The organism is Bradyrhizobium guangdongense (assembly GCF_004114975.1).
Taxonomy (GTDB): Bacteria; Pseudomonadota; Alphaproteobacteria; order Rhizobiales; family Xanthobacteraceae; genus Bradyrhizobium; species Bradyrhizobium guangdongense.
This window is the reverse complement of sequence record NZ_CP030052.1, coordinates 17,906-40,702: the sequence shown is the minus strand read 5'-3', so window position 1 is coordinate 40,702 and position 22,797 is coordinate 17,906. Positions and strand designations below refer to the sequence as shown.

Below are 22,797 nucleotides of genomic sequence, written 5' to 3'. Positions count from 1 at the left end.
AACGCTTGTGATTCTTTGACGGGTACCTGATTCGAGAAGAGGTGCTCTATGGACTGACTTCACGCGCGCGGGATGAGAAGGCGGATCGGTTGACGTCTGACGCGGTGACCTGGTTTGACCGTGAAGCAGCGCTTTGCGAATTCCATGACACTCGGCTTGGCGAGAGAATTCGCATGCTGCTGAAGCAGATCGGCGGAGACATCGGACAGAGCATTCCGATGGTGTGCCAAGACTGGGCTAATACCAAGGCGGCCTATCGTTTCTTTCTCCAATGAACGAGTAAGCGAGGCCGACATCCTGTCACAGTGCCGGCCTTTGGCATGAGTTGCATCGTGTCGAGACATGATGCATCCGCGCCACGTCCGCGTTTCACCGTATTGGCGACCGGCGCGAGTACATCTGATTGGCAGCTTCATTCCACGAGGCGACCTAAGTGCGGCAAGGCCGCCGCTTTTGTTGACCAGGCGATTGCCGGCATCTGAGCCGCTTCGCGCGAGAAGATCGGTGCTTTCCCGGTACGACGTTTGGAATTGTGCGAACGGATTGTCGGGCGGAGGGAGCTCCAGCCACTCGTCGTCGTACTCGGGACGGTCGTGCTCGAGTCCGTAGTCGAAATCTTCGACCACGTGGTGGGAGCCGGTGTTGGTTTCCTGATGGTTCTCGACGCCCTCCGGATACTCCCAGACCCTAGGGAAAGTCTTCCCAATTCCGGATGCTTAATAACGGCTTCATGGTGGAGCTCCGGTCCCATCTGTCGCTCGTCGCTGCAAACGGCGTTCCAGTCCAGCAGGTCCGAATCGATTTCGTGTATCTCGCCAAAACGTCGATGTCTGATACGGGCGGTTCCATTGCAGTAGACGTACATCACCAGCGATTTCCCGACTCTTTCCGATGGCATCATACCATCGGAGCGCGCCCGCGGTCGAAGCGGATTGTCGATCGCCGATAACCGACGAAGGAGTGCACGACCGGCGTCGAGCAATGGACAGGAGTCGGATCCCGCGCCCAACATACGGCCATGAAGAAGGTCGTGAAAAGCGATGTCATCGGACAGCAGGGAATGTCCCTCATCGAGGGAATCGTTCTCTTGGAGTTCATGTTCTATCCGACCGGCGGCGTCGAAGCGGAGATCGACGGCTTCATCGAGTTGCGTGACGCCGAAACGGGCGAGGTCGCAACTGGTAGTGTCCAGTATCTTTCGCACATTGATCAGGCGACGACTCCGGTCTCAGAGAGTTGCTGCTGATAGAGCGGTCGCATATTCATGTAGCATTTGGTCGACCACGCGTTCCGGCAATGTGCCGCAGCCGTGCCACTGCCAAGTTGAGACAGGATTGACCGTCAGGAAAGGCGCCGATGACACGGGTTCGTCGCCGGATCTCCTTCATGATGCGCTCGAGCGGATTGTTAACCGGTATGAGGATGGCGCGGTCACTGTTTCCGCTACTGGCTTTTCGAACTGGTGGCATATGCTGCGAGTATCCGGGATAGAGGCTCCGGGAGCACGAAGGTGCGGGCGGCCGGTTCGTACGATGAGCTGCGAGCTCGTTTTGTTAGGTGGCCGCCTCTTACGACTCGCCCGGTTGCGCCGAGAGCGCGAATCCGTAGTTGTCGTGTCGCCCGCCGCTCTCGTTATCAACGTGGCGGGTAGGAAAGACGGACATGCGACGCGTAATCGGAATGGATATCCACCGCACCTTCTGGGAGGTGGCGATTTGGGAAGGAGGCGTGCTGCGGCACGCAGGCCGGGTCGACATGACCCGCGTGGCACTTGAAGGCTTCGGGAGGACGCCTAAGCCGACGGACGAGGTCGTTCTGGAAGCGACTGGCAATAGCATGGCAGCGTCGCGCGTACTGTCGCCTTTCGTCGCCCGGGAGGTGATCGCCAACCCGCTGCAGGTGAAGGCGATCGCCCATGCGCATGTGAAGACCGACAAGGTTGATGCAGGCACTCTCGCGAACCTTTACGTCGCGGGCTACTTGCCCGAAGTGTGGACGCCGGACGCGGTTACCGAGCGATTGCGCCGGCTGGTGGCGCGGCGTTACCAGATTGTACGTCGTCGAACACGCGTAAAGAATGAGGTGCATGCGATCCTTGCGTCGCATCTTGTTCCGAAGTGCCTTCACTCTGACCTGCTCAACCAGCGCGGCCGAGTGTGGCTTGCACGGCAGGTCGTGCCGGCAGATGAGCAGCCGGCACTTGAGCGGAATATCCGTGAACTCGATCGGCTCGCCGAAGACCAGGCGGAGTTGGACCGCGAGATCGCACTGAGTGTCATGGGCGACAGTCCCGTGCGAAGGCTGATGACGATCACGAGCGTCAACCTAACGGTGGCCGTCGGCATCATCGCGGCGGTCGGCGACGTCACGCGAGTCAAGAGCCCACAGAAGCTGGTGAGCTACTTCGGCCTGAATCCACGGGTACGCCAGTCGGGCCTCGGCGCTGCCCATCATGGGCGCATCAGCAAGGTTGGTCGCAGCCACGCGCGGGCGATGCTGGTCGAGGCGGAATGGGGTGCTGCAAAGAGGCCTTGTTCGTTCGCATCAGGGCGAAGCGGGGGCATCAGATCGCGGCGGTCGCGCTTGCCCGTAAGCTCACTGTCCTATGCAGGCATCTGCTGACCAAGCAGGAAGACTATCTTTGGGCGCGGCCGGCTCCGGTGGCGAGCAAGATGCGCGCCATGGATGGAGGCTCAGGCGGGGCGGCCGCAGAAGAAAGGCAATCGCCGGGGGGACCACTTACGCCTATAACGTCAAGTCTCTGCGCGACCAGGAACGTCAGGTCGCCGAACTCGCCGAGAAGAGTTACGTACGATTTGTAACGTACTGGAAAGTATGTCCGCCGAGGGCGCGGCGCGCGGACGCCTCAACCCGATAAGGCTTGAATAGGCTGCCTGGCCGCGCTTCCAGCCGACACGCCGCTCTTCGCCACGAGGTCGCCCGCGCCAACCGCGGCGCGGCTCTCTTGGGTATGAATGGCCTTGAGCATGTGGCTCACCTCGCGGACCCGGGTCGACGGCACGAGGCTGAAGACATTGCGATAAAAATGCACCATGCGGCGCTGATAGCGTACCCCCCGTAGTAATCCGTAACGCTTTCGGCAAGACCTCGGCAGGCATCGGAAACCACCAACTGCACGCCCTTGAGACCACGATCGACGAGATGCCGCAAAAACGATGACCAGCCGGACTTGCCTCCGTGGCACCTTCACAGATGCCGAGGATCCCCCGGAATCCCTCGGCATTGACGGCCGAGGCCATCAGCAGCGACACGTTGCGAACTTCACCGGCCCAGCTGCGCTTCATCACAATGCCATCGAGATAGAGATACGGATGCTCGTCCTCGATCCTGCGATTCCGCCATGCCTCGATCTTGGCATAGATCTTCTTGTTCAGGTTCGACACTGTGCTCGGGCTGACCCGGGTGCCCCACAGCGCCTCCGTGATGTCTTCGACCCGGCGAACTGAAATCCCGGCCAGATACATCTCGATCAGCGCCTCCTCAACCGAGCTCTCCCGCCTCTGGTAGCGCTCGATAGTCGCCGTCTCGAAGGTTTGCCGCCGTAGCTTCTGGCCTTCAAATTGACGTCGCCCGCCTTGGTTTGCAGCGTTCGTTCGTAGCTGCCCGCCCGCGTGTCCTGCTGGGCCTGGCTCCGCTCATAGCGTCCGACACCGCACAGCAGGTCCGCTTCGGCCTCCAGCATGGCATTCAGCGTCTCTTCTACCGTTCCGCGGACCATCTCGCCCAGGTGATCGCGAATCCGGGCTTCATCTATCTGGATCACCTGACCCATGGCATTCCCATCGTTCATCCAAAGCTCCTTCATTCTAGAAGAAGCCGTCAGTGCTGAAAGAGCGAAAGATTCTGTACGCAACCTGCTCCTGCGGGTCCAGGGCAAGGCCACTGAGCGCGAACGACTGCAGGTGGAGACCGAGGAAACGTTCGAATTCGCGTGCGCCGACGCTGACATCGAATACTGGACCAAAGGCACGGCTCCCGTCCTGCTGATCGTCGTGGCTCTGAAGACGCGGAAGGCCTACTGCAAATCGCTGAAGGAGTGGTTTGCGGATCCGGAGCGCCGTAAGTCCCGCAGGTCGTCTTCGAGAAGGCGAACCTACCAACGCTAAGGGGTGTCCCAATGGGGCGATCTGAGTACAATAGGACCTATGCTTGGTGGCAGGATTAAGCCGCCACACTAAAAGCGAGGACTACGCATGCGCCCGAATTATCTTTTCGGAATGAGGCAAGCCGCGAGGCAAGCAAAGGCACTCCAAATTCCCGAAATCGCCGCTATCGAGTTTGGCGTCGCTGGCGGTATGGGACTGCTGGAGATGGAACAAGTCGCTGAGAGTCTTCAGGCTGAAACGGGAGTTCGCTTCCGACTCTACGGCTTCGATCTGGAAACTGGCTTGCCACCCTCTGACGATTACCGAGATCTGCCATACCTCTGGCGCGCCGGTTTTTTCAAAATGGATAGGGCTAAATTGGAGCGTCAATTAAAGCGCGCCACCCTGATAATCGGCAACGTCGGCGAGACGGTTCTGGCGTTTATCGAACGCTATTCGCCACCTGTTATCGGCTTTGTGTCTTTCGACCTCGACCTCTATACAAGTACTAAGCCGGCACTAAACCTTTTCAACTCTGCTGCATCTCATTTTCTACCACGGACCTTCTGCTACTTTGACGATATCGTCGGTGATCTTGATGAAGTACACTGCGAATGGGTTGGGGAACTTCTGGCAATCCGGGAATTTAACGATGCTCACGCAGCGCGGAAAATCGCAAAGATAAACGGTCTGTCTTGGAAGTTTGGCGCACCAACGCAGTGGCATGACCAGATCTTTGTGTTGCACCTGTTCGATCACCCCGCCTACAAGCAATACATCAATGAGCGGACGGACTGGCAACTGCCCCTACCAGAATAAGTTAGCTGGTCCCGGCCTTGCGGCAGATCTCCGCCACCGCAACCCCGTCACTGCCCTGCTTCAGGATGAGCGCCTTCTGGGCGTCCGAAAACTTCGAAGCCTTCATCGTCCTTCGCTCCTCCCAGCCAGGGAACCGGTGCGAAAAACTCTAGCCAAAAATGGTCCAGTTTGCCGGCCTCAGATCAGAAGATGGACGGGCAAGGTTCACGGAAGAGCAGGTTATCGCAGTGTTGAAGGAGCATGAGGCTGGAGCGACGACAGCAGGCCTGGCTCGCAAACACGGGTCTCCGAGGCGACGATCTACAATTGGAAGGCCAAGTTCGGCGGCATGGAAGTCTCCGAAGCCAAGCGGCTGAAGCGCTCGAGGAAGAGAACGCGAAGCTGAAGAAGCTGCTGGCCGAGCAGATGCTCGATGCGGCGGCACTGCGCGAGCTTTTGTCAAAAAATGTATGGTTCACCCCGTCCGTGTAAGGGTTCGTAACAACGAAAATGACACTTCCAGTTGCATAAATGTATCCGGCCTCTCGTGAGTGGACTGCTGTTGCAGCCAGGCCATGATGAGATCTGCGCACGCCGTTCCCAATAAATGGTTCGGGCACGAAGCCCGTTTTTTGCACAGGCCTTACGGCATGTTGATCCACTGTTTCGTCATCACTGTTCCCGAGCCATGCAATCGAAGCCAGCGTCAGGTGAAAGCAGGATCTCTGCGTTCGTAGAGAGCTCAAGACCACCCAGACAATGCGTGCGGATTCCGAGATGATGGTGCGCACCGTACCGACTTGATGGCGCGCAGGGTTCCGAAATGATCGCGCCCAGCATTCCGAGCATTTTCCGCGCAGCATTCGGATTTGATCGCGCGCAGATTCGGATGGTGTGAGGCCCGATCGTTGGGCCAATTCTCCGGCTGGAAGCAGCTGGGAGGATTGGATGCCGACGAGGAGGGTTATCATGCGCCAGGTGCGCGAGATTGTGAGGCTGAGCCTTGCATCGGGAGGCGTCCGACGCGATGACCTGGTTTGATCGTGAAGCAGCGCTTTGCGAATTCCAGGACGCTGGACTTGGCGAGAGAGTTACATGCTACTGAAGCAGATCGGTGGAGACATCGGCCAGAGCATTCCGATGGTTTGCCAAGACTGGGCGAATACCAAGGCGGCCTATCGTTTCTTTTCCAATGAACGAGTAAGCGAGGCCGACATTCTGTCTGGTCTCTTTAAATCGACGCGGGAACGTATCGCGGCTGCGAAAGGTCCTGTTCTTGTCCCGCATGATACGACCGAGTTCACCTATCAAAGAGAGCGCCCGGATCTGATCGGGATGATTAAGCGCATCCCCAAAAGCAACTCCCGAAGATTGGACGGAAAACCCAAACGTACACGACATGCGGAATATTGATGCATTCGAGCTTTGCGGTGACCCTCGAGGGGCTTCCACTGGGGCTCAGCGCCGTGAAGTTCTGGACCGAAAGAAGTTCAGAGGGGGCGCCGCGCTCAGGCGCGAGGTCAACCTGACACGGATCCCCATTGAAACCAAGGAGAGCATTCGGTGGCTGGAGAACCTCAAACAATCCACGGAGCTTTTCGAGAAGCCACGCAGTGCATCCATATCGGTGATCGTGAGGCCGATATTTATGACTTGTTGTGCGCCGCCCAAGAGGTTGGAACGCATTTCTTGGTAAGGACCTTTGTCAATCGCCTGGCAGGCGATGGCGATCATACCGTTGCAACGATAATGGACGAGGTCGTGGTCAAAGGCCTCCACCGGATCGAAGTCCAGGATAGCAAGGGCAATCCAGACCAGTCTGTTCTTGAAATCCGGTATCGTAAAATCGGTACTTTGCTACCGATCGGCAAGCAGTCGCGGTATCCAACTTTGACTATGACAGTGATCCACGCTGATGAAAGAGGAGCGCCAAAGAACAGAAAGAAGATTGAATGGAAACTCCTGACCGATCTTCCAGTGCAATCGGCGCAGGGCTGCGATCGAGAAACTCGAATGGTATTCCCTGCGATGGAAGATCGAGGTCTTCCACAAGATACTCAAATCCGGCTGTAGGGCAGAGGAGGACTCGCAACTGCGGACTGCTCAGCGATTGACGAATCTGATCTCGGTATTCTGCATTGTGAGCTGGCGCATTTTTTGGATGACGATGCTTAATCGTTCAGCGCCAAATGCCTCACCGGATTTGTGCTGACCAAGGCTGAAAGCCAATTGCTTGATCGGCTCGTCGAAGACAAGAATCCAGTCGACACACAACGAAAGACATTGTCGCATTATCTTATCAAGATCGCCAGGCTCGGCGGCTATCTCGCCCGCGCCAACGATCCGCCACCAGGGAATCTGATCATATGGCGCGGATTATCGCGATTCATCGATATCGCAACGGGAGCGAAACTCTGACTCAAAAAATGTGGGTAATCGCAAGCATCACCGGACGGATACCATCAAGCTTGGCCCACGGCGAGTTCGGGCGCCTTTCGGCCGAGGGCAGGCTGCTCGTCAGCCGCGCCAAACGCAGCATTGCCGCTAGCGCGCAGAACGCGCCGGTCGCGATGAAAAAGAGCGGCCCTCGCAGGACTCTGGATACTGCACAGTCTTAGATGTTGTATTTCGTGTGGACGGTAAACGATACTATCCCGGCCTCGGGCGCGTGAGCCGTTAGGCCGAAGCGGGCTAAGAGAAGAGCTACCGACCTCGATGCTTGTTCTTCCGGGTTCTGATCAATCGCCAGAGCAACGACGCCGGTCTTCATCATCTGTCTGACCTCGTCGCTAAGGTCGTGCGCGATCACGATTGGTGCTCTGGCCAACCACGGTGCCACTGTGTGGGCAAGCCCATTTTTTGATCCCGCGACGTAGATACCGCTGACAGCATCCTCGGACATTCCTTTAGGGCACTCATCGCTCTCCATTATCTCGACGTGTATCGGAGAAGAAAGTTCTGCCTTCACACCGTCTCGAAATCCACTAATCCTAGAGGCCTCCGCTCGGTATTTCAGATCGGAGCAGACCGCTAAGTAGATTCCCCGATTGACCATCCGGGACATGAAGAATGCCGCAGCTCGTCCGGCTCCGTAGTGGTCAATCCCGACGTAGGCCAACCGTGGTGTCGTCGGCAGGTCTGATCCGAGAGTAATGACAGGGGTCCCCGATGAGGTCACCGAGGCAATCGCATCTATCATTTGATCTGTCTCGGGTCCGTACACTATCACCGCGTCTGCCTTGGCCGCGCGAATCAGACCCGGGACCGCTTCCGCATGCCGCTCCTCGAATAGGACGCGTTCGATCACAAGGGATTTTGTAGTTTGCGCGATTTGGCTTTCAAACGCTCGGGCAAGCCGCAACAGAAGGGGCGTCCTTTGCGAAGGCATTATTACCTTGACTCGAAAGAGCCGACGATGGGGCGATGGAAGAGTCCGACTGATCCCCAGCTGACGAGCAGCTTCGATGACTTTCAGCGCCGTCTTCGGGGATACATTAGCTCGTTCATTGAGGACGCGATCGACCGTTGCAATTCCGACGCCAGCGAGCTTGGCTACCTCGTTCAGCCCAGGTTTCATTCGCTTCGGCTTTCGTTTTGCGGTATGTTTGTTGACGATAGCCCATCGCAGGTCAACACCGCACTTCGCACCAAGATGTCATGGATGCACAGGATTATAACTGATGACTGAGCGATGCAGAATAGTCATCGTTGGAGGGGGGCACGCCGGCGGCAGATTGGCGCAACTCTTGTCTCGCGGCCCCGATCGCGTCCACGTGACCCTCGTCGGGGCCGAGCCTATCTATCCCTACGAACGACCTCCGCTATCTAAAGGAGTTCTCCTGGGCACCAGCGGGCTCGATGACTGCGTGTTGTGGAAGCCTAACGACCCAGTTTGGGAGCGTGTAGAGACCCATCTCGGCGTCGCCGTTGAAGATGTTGATCGCGTCCGGAAAAACATCCGACTTAGCGACGGTAAAGTGATTAGATACGATCGATTGGTTCTCGCTACCGGCTCTCGAGTTCGCGGGTTTCCGGTGCAAGGAAGTCAGCTCCGCGGCGTCTTTAGCCTTCGAAGTTACGCCGATGCTCAAACCGTTTCTAAGTACTTCCTGGCATCAAACCGAGTGGCCGTCGTTGGTGGCGGATTTATCGGCCTCGAAGTCGCGGCGGCCGCCGCACAGCGCGGCATCCAGCCACGAGTGATCGAAGCTTCCGACCGACTGCTTTCTCGCTTGGTGCCGCGACTGGTAGCAGATCGCCTTGCCGAGACGCACCTCCACGCTGGTGTGCAATTGACGTACGGGGCCATGGTCGAGAGGTTCGTTTCCAATGGCCATGGTAGCCTAAAGCGCGCTGTTCTCAGCAATGGAGATGCTGTTGACTGCAGTGTCGCCGTCGTTGCCGTTGGTGTTGAACCTGAGATATCCCTTGCGATTGGCGCCGGCTTGGAGATCGACATTGGTGTAATAACTAACGAGCAGCTGCGTACCTCTGATCCCAACATATTCGCCTGTGGCGACATTGCCGCCTTCTGGCATCCACTTTACCAACGGCATATACGTTTGGAGTCGTGGCAAAACGCGGAGGATCACGCAAGAATCCTAGCCGCCGTACTGCTGGGCGAAGAAGTTACGGCGCCGTCAGTCCCATTCTTTTGGTCTGACCAGTACGACCTCTCCCTTCAAATAATGGGGTTACCTCATCTCGGTACGTCGACAAGGCGAAAACCGACAGCGTCTGGAAGCGCGATCTTGCTTCACTGCGACGCACTTGAACGACTCGTCGGCGCGACCGCCATCGGACCCACGGCGCTCATCGGGCGAGAGCTGAGAAAAATGCGTCAGCTGATTGCTTCACGCGCTATCTGCAACTCTGTCACGCTTGACGGAGCCGAGTTAGAGGTCGTTGCGGGTTAAGCCCGTCGAGGTACCAAAACGGTGACCGCTCCATCCTCGATTCTCACCTCGTACGTGCGCAGGTTTATGCATACCGGAGCGCCAAGTGCCTTTCCCGTCATATAGCTGAACCGTCCAGAGTGACGGGGGCACTCCACCGTGTGGCCCTCAACATAACCATCGGACAGGTGGGCGTGTTCATGAGTGCAAATATCGTCTGTTACGAAGATTTCGCCCTTCGGGGAGCGAAATATTGCGTATGAATGCCCGTCAAACTCCCAGCGACGAACGTCTTGAAGCCGAATATCCTCTACCTTGCACGCAAACACCCATGTACGAGCGGTGTCGTCAACCATCTTCAAATCTAGGCTCATGTTGAACTTCTCTTCCCTCTTTAGAATATGCTGAACGTCTGGCGCCATCACTTTTGCACCTGACATCGAACCCTTCGTCGATCGATCCGGCGGCAAAGTCGGGCTATCATTAGGTCGACTTCTAGTTCTCCCGCGTACCCGTCGACCTCATTGCACCTTTGGATCTTCTCAATAGACCATGTATGCATGCGCCGCTTCCGGCCGGGCCCCCCAAACCGATGTCGACCAAGATCCCAGCGCTCTCATAGCTCAAATCAACAGAAAGAGGCCATCTGGATCAGCACACGAAGCGTGTATCGACGATACAACAAATCGCGATCGCCTTGATCTGGACACCTACATCTGCAGTCTACAGTTTGCAGTCTTCAGCAGCGGAGCAGTAGTGGGCTGTAACGTTTCCTGAGTTCAAGCGCTGTCGTTGTGCTCTACGCGTTGTCTTCCAGGTGGGCTCCAGACTTGTCCCAAGCCTTCCTGACGCATTCTCGAAGCATCAGGGCTTCGCTCCAGCGATCCGTTGTATCTTCACCATCTCGACCGGTTATCGCGTACGGCCGCGGCCCCAACTCGCAAGTAAACGCCAATGCCTCTCCGTCCGCCGCGCGCCGGCGCCAACTCCGAAAGCCGTAGCCCCACCACTCTAAGAACTGGTCGAGCCACATTTGGTGCTGCGGGAAGCTAATCTCGATTTGTATTTGCTCGCGGCTTGCTACCCTACCGTGGAACGCCCAACACCTATCCAAAACTTGATGGATGTGGCTGTTATTCTCCTCGGTAATTGGCCATGAGAACTCGCGCCCAACAACGAAGTGCGAAATATCCCCCAGCAGCTTGAGATCGGGGATTCGTTCAAGTAGATCGAGTGTAAAGAACAGGTCGGTCGTCATCCGGTCGCGATGTGTCTCTATATAGACGGGAAAATCGACCTCCTCGGCAAGCCGCAGCCATCCTTCTAAAAGCGGGATGCAATCATCCAAGCGACGTGGCCGTACATCTGGTTGAATCTCAAGATGATGAAGACCGAATTCCGTTGCATTTTCGAGCACTGGCTTGAGCTCATCGATGGTCTTCGGAAAACACTGGCCTTCGGCTGTCAACCCGTTCGCCTTCAACAGGCCATGCAGCTCGCGTACGTACTCCCGGCTCCGCCAATCTGCGCTAACGCCGTCATAGCCGGCATCTTTGATCATTCGGATGTTTTCCTCAAGCCCGCGTTCTGGCTCCGTCGCGCTTCGCAATTCCATGGCCCAAAGCGACTGAAAGAACAGGATGGTGTTCATGTAGTGTCTACCTTCGAACTGCTGAGAGAGCGGCTTCATGCGTTGAGTGGGCGTTGACGGCATCTGACTGCAAGAGCTTTCTCAAATCGTAGCTTGGGTCCTGCAGGACGGAAGGCGACGGGCGAAGGCGCCTCTCAATTATCGAGGTCGCGACTCGGACGATCTTTGCTACTTGCGATAGGCTACCGAACGCCGCCGTGGCCTCTAGAACGCCAAATCTGTCTAGGAGAAACGTTACTATACCCCCATCGTCTAAACTACGATTTACCTCGACCTGCGATTTGTTCGGAATGCCAGCAACTTGGAATACTTTGTCGAATTGATCAGACCACATCCATGGAACTGCCCTATAGGAAACCTTTCGTCCCAAAATGTTCAACGCGGCAGTGCCCCCCTGGTCCAGCGCATTCTTCCATGCCTCCAATCGTATCGTGTCTTTACCCGTCGACGCCGGATATCTTGCTGCGTCTCCGGCGGCGAAGATCCGAGAGTCTGCAGTTTGGAGGTATTCATTGACGAGAATGCCGTCGTCAGTGGCAAGGCCAGCCTTCTGCGCCAATTCAACGTCGGGATCCGCGCCAACAGCAACCAGAACTGTGTCGGCTACGAATTCCTGTCCTGATCTGAGTCGCACGCCCTCGACCATGTCGCAACCAATGATCGCCTCCACGTCCGCTCCGAGGAAAACCTTGGTGCCGTTGGAACGATGCAGTTCTAAGATTCTATCGGACGTCGAGATCGGCATCACGCGAGACAGCAGAGCGGGTGCCTTTTCCAAAACTGTTGTGTCAACACCTCTTGCCCGGGCAGACGCCGCGACTTCCAATCCGATCAGTCCTCCGCCGATAACGACAAGCCTTCGTGCCGGCATCAATCTCTCTCGGAGAACGGCGGATTGATCCAACGACCGCAGCGCGATCACTCCCTTCGAGCCGACGCCAGGCAACTGCGGAAAACGCGGTTTTGCTCCTGTCGCGAGCAGGAGGTAGTCATACCGAAAACGATCTCCTCCAGCGAGTGTAACGCTCTGTGCGTCCCGGTCGATTGCTTCCGCTCTGACCCCAGAGCGGAAAAGGATTCCGTTCTGGTCAAGCCAACCTGGGGCAAGAGCCGCTACGCCGCTGAAGCTCTCCTCTTGAGTAAGGACTGACTTGGACAGAGGCGGACGCTCATAAGGGGCGGACCGTTCCTCCGTTAGGAGTACAATCTCGTCGGACCACCCATGCTCCCGTAGTGCGCGAGCTGCACTCGTCCCAGCATGTCCAGCACCAACTATGACAATTCTTCGAGCCATCACATCAAGTCCGAACTGTGCGAGCTTGGAGGTTAGTCGCCGACATCTGATTTAGGCTATTCTGAACCTGATGTTTTTCCATCATGTTTACGATTCGTAGACTCGCTCGTGTGCGGGGCGCCCCGAGTCGGCGGCCTGCCGGCGTAGGATCAACGCCATGTAGTGTGGCGTGTTCGCCGTCAGCGCCTCTGAGACCAGGACTTCACGAAGGAGGATTTCTGGTTCATCGTTGCCGTACGGAGCGAAGTTGAAGCAGAAATCCGGGCCGGACAAAGCCCCGGCAGAACAAGTGCTGAAGGACAACCGACGCCAGGCACCTCGGCAGTATTCAGCGGAAAAGAATATCCGTATCGTGTTGGAAGGATTTGCGCGACGAGGAGAATATCTCCGAGCTGTGTGGCCTCGATGTATTATGGCCGGTCCAAGGAGTTCCTTGAGGCTGGCAAACGCCGCCTTGGGGGGCGACACTGCCCGCTCAGCCACGTCCGGCGAGGTCAAGGATCTTCGTCGTGAAGCCTCCGAATTGAAGGAGGTGGTCGCCGATCGTACCCTGGAGAACCGCTTACAAAAAAGAGTTGAGCGCGGCTGGGGAGGACGAGGCATGAGGTATCCTGCGTTCGCGAAGGCCGAGATCATCGCGCTGGTCGAGCAATCACCATCTGCGTGCCAGACGCACGCTCGAGAAGCTCGGCATCCCGCGAGCCGCATTTTATCGGTGGTACGATCGCTACCGTGCGGTTGGCGTTGAGGTACTGGCTGAGTATCGCTCGAAGTCGGACATGGTCTGGAATCGGGTTCCTGACGAAGTCCGCGGTCAGATCATCGATCTGGCGCTGGAGATTCCCGAGCTGTCGCCGCGCGAGCTGGCGGTGCGCTTCACCGATGACAGAAAGTACTTAGTCTCCGAGGCGCTGGGTCTATCGGCTGCTGAAGGCGCACGACCTGATCACCAGCCCCGCCTATGAGGTGATCAAGACGGCCAACGAGTTCAAGGACAAGACCACGGCGATCAACCAGCTCTGTCAGACTGACTTCGCCTACCTCAAGATCACCGGCTGGGGCTGGTATTATCTGTTCACTGTGCTCGCTGACTTCTCGCGTTATATCGTGGCGTTGAGGATGAGCCCAACCATGTGCGCCTCCGACGTTACGGCCACGCTCGACCGGGCGCTTGTCGCCTCAGGCCTGGAGTACATCAATATAAAGCAGCGGTCACGGCTTCTCAGCGACAACGGATCAAGTTACGTCGCGGATGATCTGGCCACCTGGCTCAAGGGCAAGGACATACGGCCTGTGCGCGGTGCGCCAATCATCGCCAGACCCAGGGCACTGGCATCAGACCTTGAAGAACCGCATCTTGCTGAGCGCATCAAGCGCGAGACCATCGCAATCCGTCGCTTGCGGCATCGACTGCAGGCAGCTTAACCTCTAGCCCAAGATGATCCGGAGCCTCCCTTCTCGAAATGCATGAGCGGTCTCAAATTATCTGACGACGGACACAACGCGAACATTGCGGCGCCGTGGTCGAAGTTGGCGAAGAGTTCGGCCGCGGCGGTGAAGGTCGTGTGGTCCGTTGTGAGCAAGACGCCAAAGTTCGTCGCCGGTGGCGCAGCCCTCAGCGTACAACGGTTCGCTGCTAATAACGCGAGCGACCGGTTCGCGGCGAAGTCGTTCACCTCGAAGTGGCGCCCGGCGCAATCCGTTGTGGCCGCTCAGATGCTGCATCGCGGTTCGAAAGGCAGTGATGTCTGGTGTACCGGTGTTTCGATAGCGAGCACGCTAAGTTGCATCAGTTGCCGATCTGCAATCTATACTCTCGACCGCTATACGTAGCGTGCAGGGGAGCAAACGAGCCGTACAATGACGAGCGTTTAGCGGCCGTGGCGACAATGCAGTAAGCCGTAGCTCGACATTTTGATGGATTTCAATCAACCTAACCATCGAGCCATCCAACGCTCTGCCATATACTGAAGAAAATATAGGGGTGGATTGCGCGCCAGGAGGAAGCGATGATGGAGGAAACTAAATTCGGCCGTCGCGACGAGTTTGGTCACTACGCGCCTAAGGAGCTCATCAGTTATGGGCCGTTGTTCACGTTGCCTCCGAAACCTATGGCGGTGATAAAGTGGTTGCCAGGGTACTTTTTGCCTTGGAACCTGCTGCTTATCGTGTTCGGGATCGGTTATTGGCTCTTTCTTGCGCCGTCTCTTGAACAAATGAAGACACTCGAGATCGGCTGGGTACTTTATCTCGTTCTCCTCAACTATGCCATCGTCGTCCTTTGGTATGGCGCCTGGCACTCTTGGCTCTACGTTTTGCGACGGCAGGAGACGCGCTTTAAGTACAACCCGCGTTGGCCCACGGCCAGAGCTACTGTTTTCGTCTTCGGCAAACAGGCTTTGGACAATATTTTCTGGACGATAACGAGCGGCGTTCCGGTCTTTACAGCATATCAGGTCGCGGCGTTTTATCTTTATGCCAACGGCTACGTGCCTCTCATCACCTTGTCAGACAACCCAATATGGTTCATCGTCCTGCTGTTACTCGTCCCATTCATTCATGAGGTCCACTTTTACGCGGTTCACCGCCTGCTTCATACTCGTCTCCTCTACAAGTACGTTCATTCATTGCACCACAATAATACGAACGTGCTTCCCTGGTCGGGATTAGCGATGCACCCGGTCGAACACATCCTGTATTTTTCTGTCATCGTGTTGATCGCTGTCTTCAATTCACATCCAATACATATGCTTGCCATGGTGATGCGCGCGGGCCTCGCTCCAGCAATTGCCCATACCGGTTTCGATCGAACCGAGCTGGGGGGCGAGCGCACCGTCCCATCTGGAGTCTACGCTCATTATCTTCACCACAAGCTTTTCGAGGTGAATTACGCTGATGGGGCGGTCCCACTAGACAAGTGGTTTGGCAGCTTTCACGACGGCAGCCCTGAAGCCGATGAGCGTCTAAAGCTTCGTATGGAACGGCGTGCTGAAGCTTATGCCAAGAAGGACGCTCGAGCCTGACTGGGTGCTCAACGTACCCTAGAATCCTATTGAAGAACTCAAGCCGCACGGAGAACTCCGCGGCCAAGCACCACGTCAGCAAAGGGGAAACGTTATGATTGTGGCAAGGATTGTTCGTCGCGCATTTCTCGCAGGCGTCGCGGGGATCGCCCTTACAAGTGTAGCGTTCGCAGACGGGCCCACTCCGATTCGAGTTAAGTCGGACGCGCACGCCGAGGTACCGCAAAAGTTTAAGAATCACGCGGTTAAGATCGCGGTTGTCCGCCAGCTCAACACTGGCGACGTGTATCAGGAGTGGATTGCCGGCGTTGAGGCTGAAGCGAAGAAGCTCGGCGTCAAGCTGACGGTCTACAACGCCGACGGCGACAATGCGAAGCAGGCGCTGATGCTGCAGCAGGCCGTAGCCACTCAGCCGGATGCCATCGTCATTGGTTGGGGATTTGGTGATAGTCTGCGCGACGGCATCAAGGCGGCCGCTGACGCCAATATTCCTGTCGTGACCTACTACGTTTCGGTCGAGCCGTCGGACAAGGTCATCACCGTTGATCAGGGCGACAAGCTGATGATGACCGGCATCCTTGGTGCTCTGAAGGCCCATATCGGCGGCGACGGTGCAAAGGCTGACGTCATCTATGTCTATGTGCCAGGCTATCAGGCGCTCGATCTGCGCAACGAAGTCTGGAAGGAATTCTTGAGGGCCAACCCTGGCGTCAATACGGTAGCGACGATCGGCGTCGTCAACGCCAACACTGCCGCCCAGACGGCCGATCAGGCCAAGGCAGCGCTGACTGCCCATCCAAACGTCAAGGCGATTGTCGCGCCGTATGATGAGTTCACCAAAGGCGCATCGCTAGCGATCAGCGAACTCGGTCTGGCGGACAAGGTTAAGACCTATGGCATGGACATCTCAACTGCCGACATCGCGGTAATGACGAAGCCACACAGTCCTTGGGTGGTCACGGCTACCACCAACCAGTCCAATGTCGGCTCGGTCGTACTGCGGGTGGCCGCGGCCAGGATTGCCGGCGACCTCATCGGCAACACGCTGAGCGTGCCGCCGCTGGTTATCACTCAGGAAGAGCTGCGCACGAACAAAGTCGAGAACATCGAACAGCTTGGTGCGGTCTTTCCGGATCTGAAGACGCCGGACGTGGCGAAGGCCCCTTGGATGGATAAGATGAAATGAATCGGTCCACGCAGGAAAGCCTCGCTGGAGGTTGCCCTATGTCCGAGCGAACGAGAGCCCTCGTCGAGTTCCGCAACATCACCAAGCGCTTCGGTGCCACGCAAGCGCTAAAGGGTGTGAGCTTCTCGATTATGCCGGGCGAGACGCTGGGTCTGCTCGGTGCCAACGGCGCCGGCAAGTCCACGCTCATCAAAGTGCTCTCCGGCAATTTCCTGCGCACGTCCGGCGAAATCCTGATCGAGGGCGAGCGGACCGAAATCCGCTCGCCGACCGAAGCGCGTGACTGCGGCATCGCGACCGTTCACCAGAACATCGACGATGCCGTGGTGTTCGGCATGACAGTGGCAGAAAATTTGCTGCTCGACGATCTCTCGACCGCCGACTCGCCCTTCTTTCTCAACCGCCGCAGCGTCATGGACCGCGCGCAGCAGGTGCAGCAGAAGTTGGGCCTCAAGCTACCGCTGGAAGCTCCGGTGGAGGAACTGTCAGCGAGCGGTCGGCAGGAGGTGGCGATCGCGCGCGCCCTAGTGAAGAACCCTAAGCTGTTGATCCTCGACGAGCCGACTTCGACGCTGTCGGCGCGTGAAGCGGAAAAATTGTTCGAGGCGGTGGCGGACCTCAAGCGGCGCGGTATCGCGGTGCTTTACGTCTCGCACCGCATGAGCGAGAGCCAGCAACTATGCAACCGCGCAGTCGTTTTGCGCAATGGTCAGATCGTTTCCGAGCACCAGTCACCGCTCGATACGAATGCGATAGCGACATCAATTCTCGGCGATCTGATCTTGTCGGCGAAACATGTCATCCGCCGCTCGGACCAGGTGCCGGTGTTTGTCGGACGCGGCTTGCGTGTGCGGCCCGATGCGGTGCCCGTCGACCTGACGTTCCGCAAGGGCGAGGTGATCGGTATCACCGGGCTCGTTGGCGCCGGGAAGACCGAGCTTCTGGAACAGATTTACGGTGCTATGCCGCTGGTTTCGGGCAAGATGCTGCTCAACGATCGGCCCTTCAAGCCGCGCGACGCAGCCGATGCGCTGACGAGGGGCGTGGCGATGGTGCCGGAGGAGCGCGCGAAGCAATCGATCTTCCCTGGCGAGGGCCTGGCGAAGCATTGCTCGATCGGCGCAATGGGATTCTTCAGCCGCTATGGCTTCATCGACCTACATAAAGAAGTGGCATTCACCCAGGATATCATCCGTGACTACAACGTCAAGTGTCCCGGCTGGGATGCCCCCATCGAGGCGCTGTCGGGAGGCAATCAGCAGAAGCTGTTAGTCGGCCGCTGGCTCAAGCACGGCTGGTCACTTCTAATTCTTGACGAACCGTTCCGGGGAATCGACATCGGAGCGCGCGGCATCATCTCGGACGCGCTGCGGGCTTTCTCGGAGTACAACTCGGTCGTAGTCTCGTCGTCGGACCCTGAGGAAGTGGTGGAGGTCGCCGACCGCGTACTCATTATGGTCGAAGGAGCGATCGCGGGCGAAGTTATGGCGGATGCGCTCAGCTCCGAAGAGCTTTCTGAAATCATGAGCCGGACCGGTGCAGCTCGGCAAGGCGTAAGTGGGGGCACCCTTCAATGACAATCCAAAACTCGCTCGCGCAGCCGGCCGAGCCTGGATCCACCCGCGGCAGCGCGGAAAAGCTGAAAGTCTTCATCTACCGCTACGGGCTTTTGGCCGTTCTGGTGCTGATGATTCTGTTCTTCTCCTGGCAGCAGCCGTTCTTCCGCACGTTCGCCAATGCAATGTTTATCCTGCAAGCGGCCTCGGTGGTCGCGGTGATCGGGCTTGGCGCCACGGTTTCGATGACGGTCGGCGGATTCGACCTGTCCGTAGGAGCGTCGATGTCGCTTGCGGTGATGGCAGCAACCGCGGCGATGGTGATCGGCGACCTCGGTGGCGCCCCAGCGATTCTGATCGCCGTGGCGGCGGGCGTCGCGGTCGGCCTATTCAACACTTTTCTCATTGTCTACGCCCGCATCCCCGATCTGGTGGCAACGCTCTCCGGCTTGTTCCTCATCAACGGGTTGACCTTGCTCGGCGTCTCGGGCCAGTCGATCGCGGAGGGTATGTCGTTCAACGGCAATGTCGCTCCGGGCAAGTTCTCGCCGCTATTCGGCTGGCTAGGTGGTGGGCGGCTGTTCGGTATCCCAGCGTCAGTCGTGGTCGCAGGTCTGATATTCATCGTCGTCATTGTGCTGCTCAATTACACGCGGTGGGGGCGGGCCTTCTACGCCGTTGGGGGCAATCCGATCGCAGCCGCGGCGGCCGGCATCCGCGTGGCGCGTTATCGCATGGCGGCATACCTGATCTCCGGCGCGTTGGCAGCAATCGCCGGAGTCATGTTAGCGGCCCGCTCCAACCGGGGCGACGTCAATGTGGGCGACGCGTACTTGCTGCAGGCCGTGTCCGCCGCGCTCGTGGGATATGCCGTGCTTGGCGCCAACAAAGCGAATGCCGTCGGTACGCTGGTTGGCGCGGTCTTCGTCGCCACACTAATCAACGGACTGACAATGTTCAATTTCCCGTACTACGCGCAAAGCTTCGTTCAGGGAGTGCTGCTCGTGGTCGCGTTGCTGATGAGTTACACGCTTGGCCCACGCCGCCGTTGAACTTAGTTCTTGGTCGGCGATCTTGTGCGCGGTTGACGAACAAGGAGCTGTTACGCAAGAGATCTCCTCCAATATCCAGGAGGCACACACGGGGCCCGCCGAGTGGCTTCGAGCATAGCCGACGTGAAGCGCCGCGCAACGGAGACCGGCTCGGCTTCGAGTTAACTGCTCACCTACGCGCAGATGCTGTCCAACGACAGCGCGCGGCTGAAGACAGAGGTCCGGAGATTCCTGATGACGGTTCTTGCAGCTTAAAGCCGTCTCGGCGCATTCGGAGGAACGGTACGGAAGACGGAAAACCGTGTGAAGTACTGCAGTGGAGGATTGAAACCTTTGCCCTATCGCGCACTCGAGAACGGTCATTGTGAACCTCGCTAACCGGCGCGTGCACAAGAGATTTCGGAGCCGCCACATCCCAGGACAATCGACTGTCGTTTGACTGCCGAAGCTACGAGGCGTCAGCGTCATAAGTTTGCTAATTGATCCTTGAGGATGACTGCTGCCAGTCCAGCAAATTGGTAGACAACGTGGCTTGAGTACGCCTGACGCGATCCGCGGATCACTTTCTGAACTACCGATTGTTCGACGTTACCCAATCTTACCCAAAGAGAGTTCGGAAAACCGCTTACGACGGAACAGCGGGCGCTAGCCTTGCCGACACTGCGGCCTCTCGAAGAGGAGGGGGCACGAGGTTTACGGGCCAAAGAGCTCACCGGAGGGGAATCATGCCAAGGAAGTACGCTGCTTGTCCGGACCGTTCAGCAAATTTTGCTAGGAAAGCTACCCTTATCTGCTCCACGCTTTTGGCCGGAACGGCCATGGCGCTTACCCACGCCAAGGCAGACGACATCAATTGGCGCCAGTTCGAAGGCGAGTCGATCGTCTGGGCCTCCGATATTCATCCATATGCCGATGCGGTTGCAGCCCAGCTGCCGGAATTCGAGAAGCTTACCGGCATCAAGGTGACGCCGGAGCTTTATCCGGACGATGCGTATTGGAATAAGTTGACGATCCAGCTCAGCACCAAATCACCAAGCTGGGACGTTGTCGGTACGGGCATTCAACCGGCTTGGGATCTTGCGCCCGGTCAATTGCTTGAGCCCCTCGACCGCTATCTGAACGATCCGAAACTTACGGCGGCCGGCTACGATTACAAGGATTTCTTCCCAGCACTACGAGATGCGCTGACTTGGAAGGTCAAGGAAGGCCAGATCGAGCCGGGAAGCGGGCAGGTGTGGGCCATTCCGCATGGCTTCGAGAATATCCAACTGTTCTAACGGAAGGACATCCTCGACAAGTATGGCATCAAGGTCCCTACGACCCCGCCGGAGATGTCCGCGGCATGCGAAAAGCTGAAGGCTGCCGATCCGACGATTACGCCCCTTGGCGTCCGCGGTGTGCGGTTCTGGAGCAGCATCCACACGGCCGCAATCTCGATCGCCAGGTCCTACGGGGTGCACGATTTCACCGTCAAGGACGGTAAGCTCGACACCGGCCTCGACTCACCCGAGTCGATCGCTTTCCACAAGGACTATGTGGACATGATCAAGAAGTGCGCGGCGCCCTCCTTTGCTAACGACAATTGGTACCAGGTGGTCGAAGGCATCAATTCCGGCCGCACAGCCATGGCGATCGATTCCAACATGTTTGGCTTTTGGAACGACGTTGCCGGCAAGCCAGCCTCAGGCAAAATAGCATTTGCGCCGCCCTTGCGTGCTCCGAATGCCAAAAACTTCGAATCCAACATCTGGATCTGGTCTTTGGCGATGAATGCGGCATCGCAAAAGAAGGGAGCTGCGTGGCTCTTCATCCAATGGGCGACTTCGAAGCAAGTGAAGCTCAACGGTGCCGTGGCCGGCAAGCTCGTCAACTCTCCGCGCACCTCGACCTGGACTGACAAGGCATGGCTCGAATACGCGGCAAAGCCTGAATTCAACAACTTTGTCGACACGTTCAAGAGCGTGCAGGACCGGGCAAAGCTGGCCTTTACAGCTCGCGTCGGCTTTGCCGAAGCAATGAATGCCTGGGCCGTTGCCATGCAGAAAATGGTCAACGGAGCTGACGTGAAGGCGACATTGACAGACCTCGCGGCCGAAATCCGATCGACCATGTGAAGTGCCGAGGGGGCGGCGGCGACCCGCTGCCCCTTCTTGCAATTAGAGATGTAGTCATATGGAACTTCGAGGATACGACGCAATCGTGACGCTGCAGTCTTCGGCCAGCCAACTTGCCTCCTCACAGGATCGGCGGATCAAGAGCGCTGAGGAGCCGCGTCTTGACTGGTGGAGCATTGCAGCAATTGCGCCAGCCATCGTCATACTTGTAGGATTTCTGCTTCTGTTCTTCTACGGCGTCTATCAGTCGTTGACTGACCTCAGGTTCGGTCGCCCCTTGGTCCACTTCATCGGCCTCAACAATTACGCGGCGCTGATTAAGACAGAGGATTTCTGGAATAGCATTCGCGCGACGCTGGTCTACTCTGGATCCGCCGTCCTTGCCGAGGCAGCCTTCGGTCTCGCGCTTGCCAAGCTGTTCGCGACCGAAGTCTTCCTGGCCCGCGTGATGCGGCCGGTCATTCTCCTGCCCCTCGTCCTACCCCCGATGAGCGTAGCGCTCATGTGGACGACCATGATGGACCCACAAAACGGGATCATGAATTATCTGTTGTCGCTTGTCGGGATCGGCCGATTTGCCTGGATCTCAGATCCCGTGACCGCAATGTTCTCCCTGGTCCTGATCGACGTATGGACCTACACGCCCTTCTTCGCACTCATCATCTTCGCCGGCCTTCAGGGCATCAATGAAGAGGTGAGAGAAGCCGCGCGCGTTAACGGTGCGAAGGGCTTGGCGACCTTTCTGCACATCGAGCAGCCTCTGATTGCTCCCTACATTCTGATCGCGGCGGTGTTTCGGCTGATCGAGTCTCTCAACCAGTTCGACATCATCTTCGGGACAACCCAAGGCGGGCCCGGCAACAGCACTTCGGTTCTTTCGGTACGTGCCTACATCACCGCGTTCCAGAATCTCGCTTTTGGGCGTGGCGCCGCACTGATGGTGGTCAATTGGCTGATCGTGCTAGTCGGGACGTTCGCCATGGTCAAGCTCTGGCGCTTTGTTCGCCAGCGCGTCAGCTGAAGAGGCCGCGCATGCGCGTCAATCGTTCGACTCCCGCCAATCTGATCCTCAACCTGCTCGTGGGCGTTTGCGCATTTATCCTAGCTTTTCCGCTTATCTGG

General features: G+C 57.5%; 18 protein-coding genes and 9 pseudogenes. 19 read left to right on the top strand and 8 right to left on the bottom strand.

Annotation, left to right across the window (positions count from 1 at the left end):
* Positions 1-41 precede the first annotated feature (41 nt).
* Together X265_RS41620 and X265_RS35815 are read left to right on the top strand one after the other, a co-directional pair.
* The gene (locus X265_RS41620) at positions 42-275 is read left to right on the top strand and encodes an IS4/Tn5 family transposase DNA-binding protein (RefSeq protein WP_246767936.1); all 234 of its coding nucleotides are present in this window, start codon (positions 42-44) and stop codon (positions 273-275) included.
* 743 nt (positions 276-1,018) lie between these two features.
* Positions 1,019-1,246: a hypothetical protein gene (locus X265_RS35815; protein ID WP_188637434.1), complete on the top strand. Its 228-nt coding sequence runs from the start codon at positions 1,019-1,021 to the stop codon at positions 1,244-1,246.
* Here the strand turns inward: X265_RS35815 and X265_RS35810 are convergent.
* A pseudogene (locus X265_RS35810) lies at positions 1,210-1,418 on the bottom strand (transposase); the annotation flags it as partial. The gene X265_RS35815 and the pseudogene X265_RS35810 overlap by 37 nt on opposite strands.
* 244 nt (positions 1,419-1,662) lie before the next feature.
* Here X265_RS35810 and X265_RS35805 point away from each other — a divergent pair.
* A pseudogene (locus X265_RS35805) lies at positions 1,663-2,889 on the top strand (IS110 family RNA-guided transposase).
* Between the two features lie 61 nt (positions 2,890-2,950).
* Here the strand turns inward: X265_RS35805 and X265_RS35800 are convergent.
* Positions 2,951-3,793: pseudogene (locus X265_RS35800) on the bottom strand (IS256 family transposase); the annotation flags it as partial.
* On the opposite strand from X265_RS35800, the gene X265_RS35795 reads away from it, so the two are divergent.
* Both X265_RS35795 and X265_RS35790 read left to right on the top strand, forming a co-directional pair.
* Entirely contained in the window at positions 3,792-4,127 is a 336-nt protein-coding gene (locus X265_RS35795) for a DUF4365 domain-containing protein (protein ID WP_128929778.1), read from the top strand. The pseudogene X265_RS35800 and the gene X265_RS35795 overlap by 2 nt on opposite strands.
* Positions 4,128-4,214: 87 nt before the next feature.
* A complete protein-coding gene (locus X265_RS35790) occupies positions 4,215-4,925 on the top strand; it encodes a hypothetical protein (RefSeq protein ID WP_128929777.1) in 711 nt (236 codons plus the stop codon).
* A 4-nt stretch (positions 4,926-4,929) separates the two neighbouring features.
* Here X265_RS35790 and X265_RS42135 read toward each other — a convergent pair.
* Positions 4,930-5,031: pseudogene (locus X265_RS42135) on the bottom strand (transposase); the annotation flags it as partial.
* A 52-nt stretch (positions 5,032-5,083) separates the two neighbouring features.
* Between X265_RS42135 and X265_RS35780 the strand changes: the two are divergent.
* The 4 genes and pseudogenes from X265_RS35780 to X265_RS41600 all read left to right on the top strand — a co-directional run.
* Positions 5,084-5,375: pseudogene (locus tag X265_RS35780) on the top strand (transposase); the annotation flags it as partial.
* A gap of 624 nt (positions 5,376-5,999) precedes the next feature.
* Positions 6,000-6,317: an IS4/Tn5 family transposase DNA-binding protein gene (locus tag X265_RS41610; RefSeq protein WP_232995611.1), complete on the top strand. Its 318-nt coding sequence runs from the start codon at positions 6,000-6,002 to the stop codon at positions 6,315-6,317.
* Positions 6,318-6,467: 150 nt separating this feature from the next.
* Positions 6,468-6,977, top strand: coding sequence for a hypothetical protein (locus X265_RS41605; protein WP_232995610.1), 510 nt, complete (start codon positions 6,468-6,470; stop codon positions 6,975-6,977).
* A 132-nt stretch (positions 6,978-7,109) separates the two neighbouring features.
* Entirely contained in the window at positions 7,110-7,322 is a 213-nt protein-coding gene (locus X265_RS41600) for a hypothetical protein (RefSeq protein WP_232995609.1), read from the top strand.
* A 196-nt stretch (positions 7,323-7,518) separates the two neighbouring features.
* Here the strand turns inward: X265_RS41600 and X265_RS35770 are convergent, their stop codons facing one another.
* Positions 7,519-8,211, bottom strand: a complete 693-nt coding sequence (locus X265_RS35770; RefSeq protein ID WP_232995608.1) for a substrate-binding domain-containing protein — start codon at positions 8,209-8,211, stop codon at positions 7,519-7,521.
* Positions 8,212-8,358: 147 nt separating this feature from the next.
* A pseudogene (locus X265_RS42370) lies at positions 8,359-8,481 on the bottom strand (LacI family DNA-binding transcriptional regulator); the annotation flags it as partial.
* Between the two features lie 103 nt (positions 8,482-8,584).
* Here X265_RS42370 and X265_RS35765 point away from each other — a divergent pair.
* On the top strand, positions 8,585-9,820 hold the full coding sequence (locus X265_RS35765) for an NAD(P)/FAD-dependent oxidoreductase (protein ID WP_232995607.1): 1,236 nt from the start codon (positions 8,585-8,587) through the stop codon (positions 9,818-9,820).
* On the opposite strand, the gene X265_RS35760 is transcribed toward X265_RS35765, so the two are convergent.
* The 3 genes from X265_RS35760 to X265_RS35750 all read right to left on the bottom strand — a co-directional run bounded on the left by X265_RS35760 (position 9,817) and on the right by X265_RS35750 (position 12,744).
* Entirely contained in the window at positions 9,817-10,155 is a 339-nt protein-coding gene (locus tag X265_RS35760; RefSeq protein ID WP_128930174.1) for a MocE family 2Fe-2S type ferredoxin, read from the bottom strand. The genes X265_RS35765 and X265_RS35760 overlap by 4 nt on opposite strands.
* 443 nt (positions 10,156-10,598) lie before the next feature.
* Complete coding sequence (locus X265_RS35755; protein ID WP_128955100.1) at positions 10,599-11,450, bottom strand: sugar phosphate isomerase/epimerase family protein; 852 nt, start codon at positions 11,448-11,450, stop codon at positions 10,599-10,601.
* A gap of 7 nt (positions 11,451-11,457) precedes the next feature.
* The gene (locus tag X265_RS35750; RefSeq protein WP_128929774.1) at positions 11,458-12,744 is read right to left on the bottom strand and encodes an NAD(P)/FAD-dependent oxidoreductase; all 1,287 of its coding nucleotides are present in this window, start codon (positions 12,742-12,744) and stop codon (positions 11,458-11,460) included.
* Positions 12,745-12,991: 247 nt separating this feature from the next.
* Here X265_RS35750 and X265_RS35745 point away from each other — a divergent pair.
* The 9 genes and pseudogenes from X265_RS35745 to X265_RS35710 form a co-directional block, all read left to right on the top strand.
* A pseudogene (locus X265_RS35745) lies at positions 12,992-14,107 on the top strand (DDE-type integrase/transposase/recombinase); the annotation flags it as partial.
* A 104-nt stretch (positions 14,108-14,211) separates the two neighbouring features.
* Positions 14,212-14,577 carry a hypothetical protein gene (locus tag X265_RS35740; RefSeq protein WP_128929773.1) on the top strand — a complete coding sequence of 122 codons (366 nt, stop codon included), beginning with the start codon at positions 14,212-14,214 and terminating at the stop codon, positions 14,575-14,577.
* Positions 14,578-14,753: 176 nt separating this feature from the next.
* Positions 14,754-15,767, top strand: a complete 1,014-nt coding sequence (locus X265_RS35735; RefSeq protein WP_128955099.1) for a sterol desaturase family protein — start codon at positions 14,754-14,756, stop codon at positions 15,765-15,767.
* 94 nt (positions 15,768-15,861) lie between these two features.
* On the top strand, positions 15,862-16,953 hold the full coding sequence (locus X265_RS35730) for a substrate-binding domain-containing protein (protein ID WP_128929771.1): 1,092 nt from the start codon (positions 15,862-15,864) through the stop codon (positions 16,951-16,953).
* 38 nt (positions 16,954-16,991) lie between these two features.
* A complete protein-coding gene (locus X265_RS35725; RefSeq protein ID WP_164934141.1) occupies positions 16,992-18,530 on the top strand; it encodes a sugar ABC transporter ATP-binding protein in 1,539 nt (512 codons plus the stop codon).
* A 110-nt stretch (positions 18,531-18,640) separates the two neighbouring features.
* Positions 18,641-19,561 carry an ABC transporter permease gene (locus X265_RS35720; protein ID WP_245478061.1) on the top strand — a complete coding sequence of 307 codons (921 nt, stop codon included), beginning with the start codon at positions 18,641-18,643 and terminating at the stop codon, positions 19,559-19,561.
* 13 nt (positions 19,562-19,574) lie between these two features.
* Positions 19,575-19,816 (top strand): annotated as a pseudogene (locus X265_RS41595) (hypothetical protein); the annotation flags it as partial.
* Between the two features lie 470 nt (positions 19,817-20,286).
* Positions 20,287-21,675 (top strand): annotated as a pseudogene (locus tag X265_RS35715) (extracellular solute-binding protein).
* Between the two features lie 85 nt (positions 21,676-21,760).
* Positions 21,761-22,696, top strand: coding sequence for a carbohydrate ABC transporter permease (locus X265_RS35710; RefSeq protein WP_232995606.1), 936 nt, complete (start codon positions 21,761-21,763; stop codon positions 22,694-22,696).
* Positions 22,697-22,797: the final 101 nt, after the last annotated feature.

Coding starts and splice junctions, on each gene's coding strand:
- X265_RS35790 (WP_128929777.1), top strand. CDS start 4,215: ATGCGCCCGAATTATCTTTTCGGAATGAGGCAAGCCGCGAGGCAAGCA.
- X265_RS35755 (WP_128955100.1), bottom strand. CDS start 11,450: ATGAACACCATCCTGTTCTTTCAGTCGCTTTGGGCCATGGAATTGCGA.
- X265_RS35760 (WP_128930174.1), bottom strand. CDS start 10,155: ATGGTTGACGACACCGCTCGTACATGGGTGTTTGCGTGCAAGGTAGAG.
- X265_RS35815 (WP_188637434.1), top strand. CDS start 1,019: ATGAAGAAGGTCGTGAAAAGCGATGTCATCGGACAGCAGGGAATGTCC.
- X265_RS35720 (WP_245478061.1), top strand. CDS start 18,641: ATGATTCTGTTCTTCTCCTGGCAGCAGCCGTTCTTCCGCACGTTCGCC.
- X265_RS41610 (WP_232995611.1), top strand. CDS start 6,000: ATGCTACTGAAGCAGATCGGTGGAGACATCGGCCAGAGCATTCCGATG.
- X265_RS35725 (WP_164934141.1), top strand. CDS start 16,992: ATGTCCGAGCGAACGAGAGCCCTCGTCGAGTTCCGCAACATCACCAAG.
- X265_RS35735 (WP_128955099.1), top strand. CDS start 14,754: ATGATGGAGGAAACTAAATTCGGCCGTCGCGACGAGTTTGGTCACTAC.
- X265_RS35730 (WP_128929771.1), top strand. CDS start 15,862: ATGATTGTGGCAAGGATTGTTCGTCGCGCATTTCTCGCAGGCGTCGCG.
- X265_RS35765 (WP_232995607.1), top strand. CDS start 8,585: ATGACTGAGCGATGCAGAATAGTCATCGTTGGAGGGGGGCACGCCGGC.
- X265_RS35750 (WP_128929774.1), bottom strand. CDS start 12,744: ATGGCTCGAAGAATTGTCATAGTTGGTGCTGGACATGCTGGGACGAGT.
- X265_RS35740 (WP_128929773.1), top strand. CDS start 14,212: ATGAGCGGTCTCAAATTATCTGACGACGGACACAACGCGAACATTGCG.
- X265_RS35795 (WP_128929778.1), top strand. CDS start 3,792: ATGGCATTCCCATCGTTCATCCAAAGCTCCTTCATTCTAGAAGAAGCC.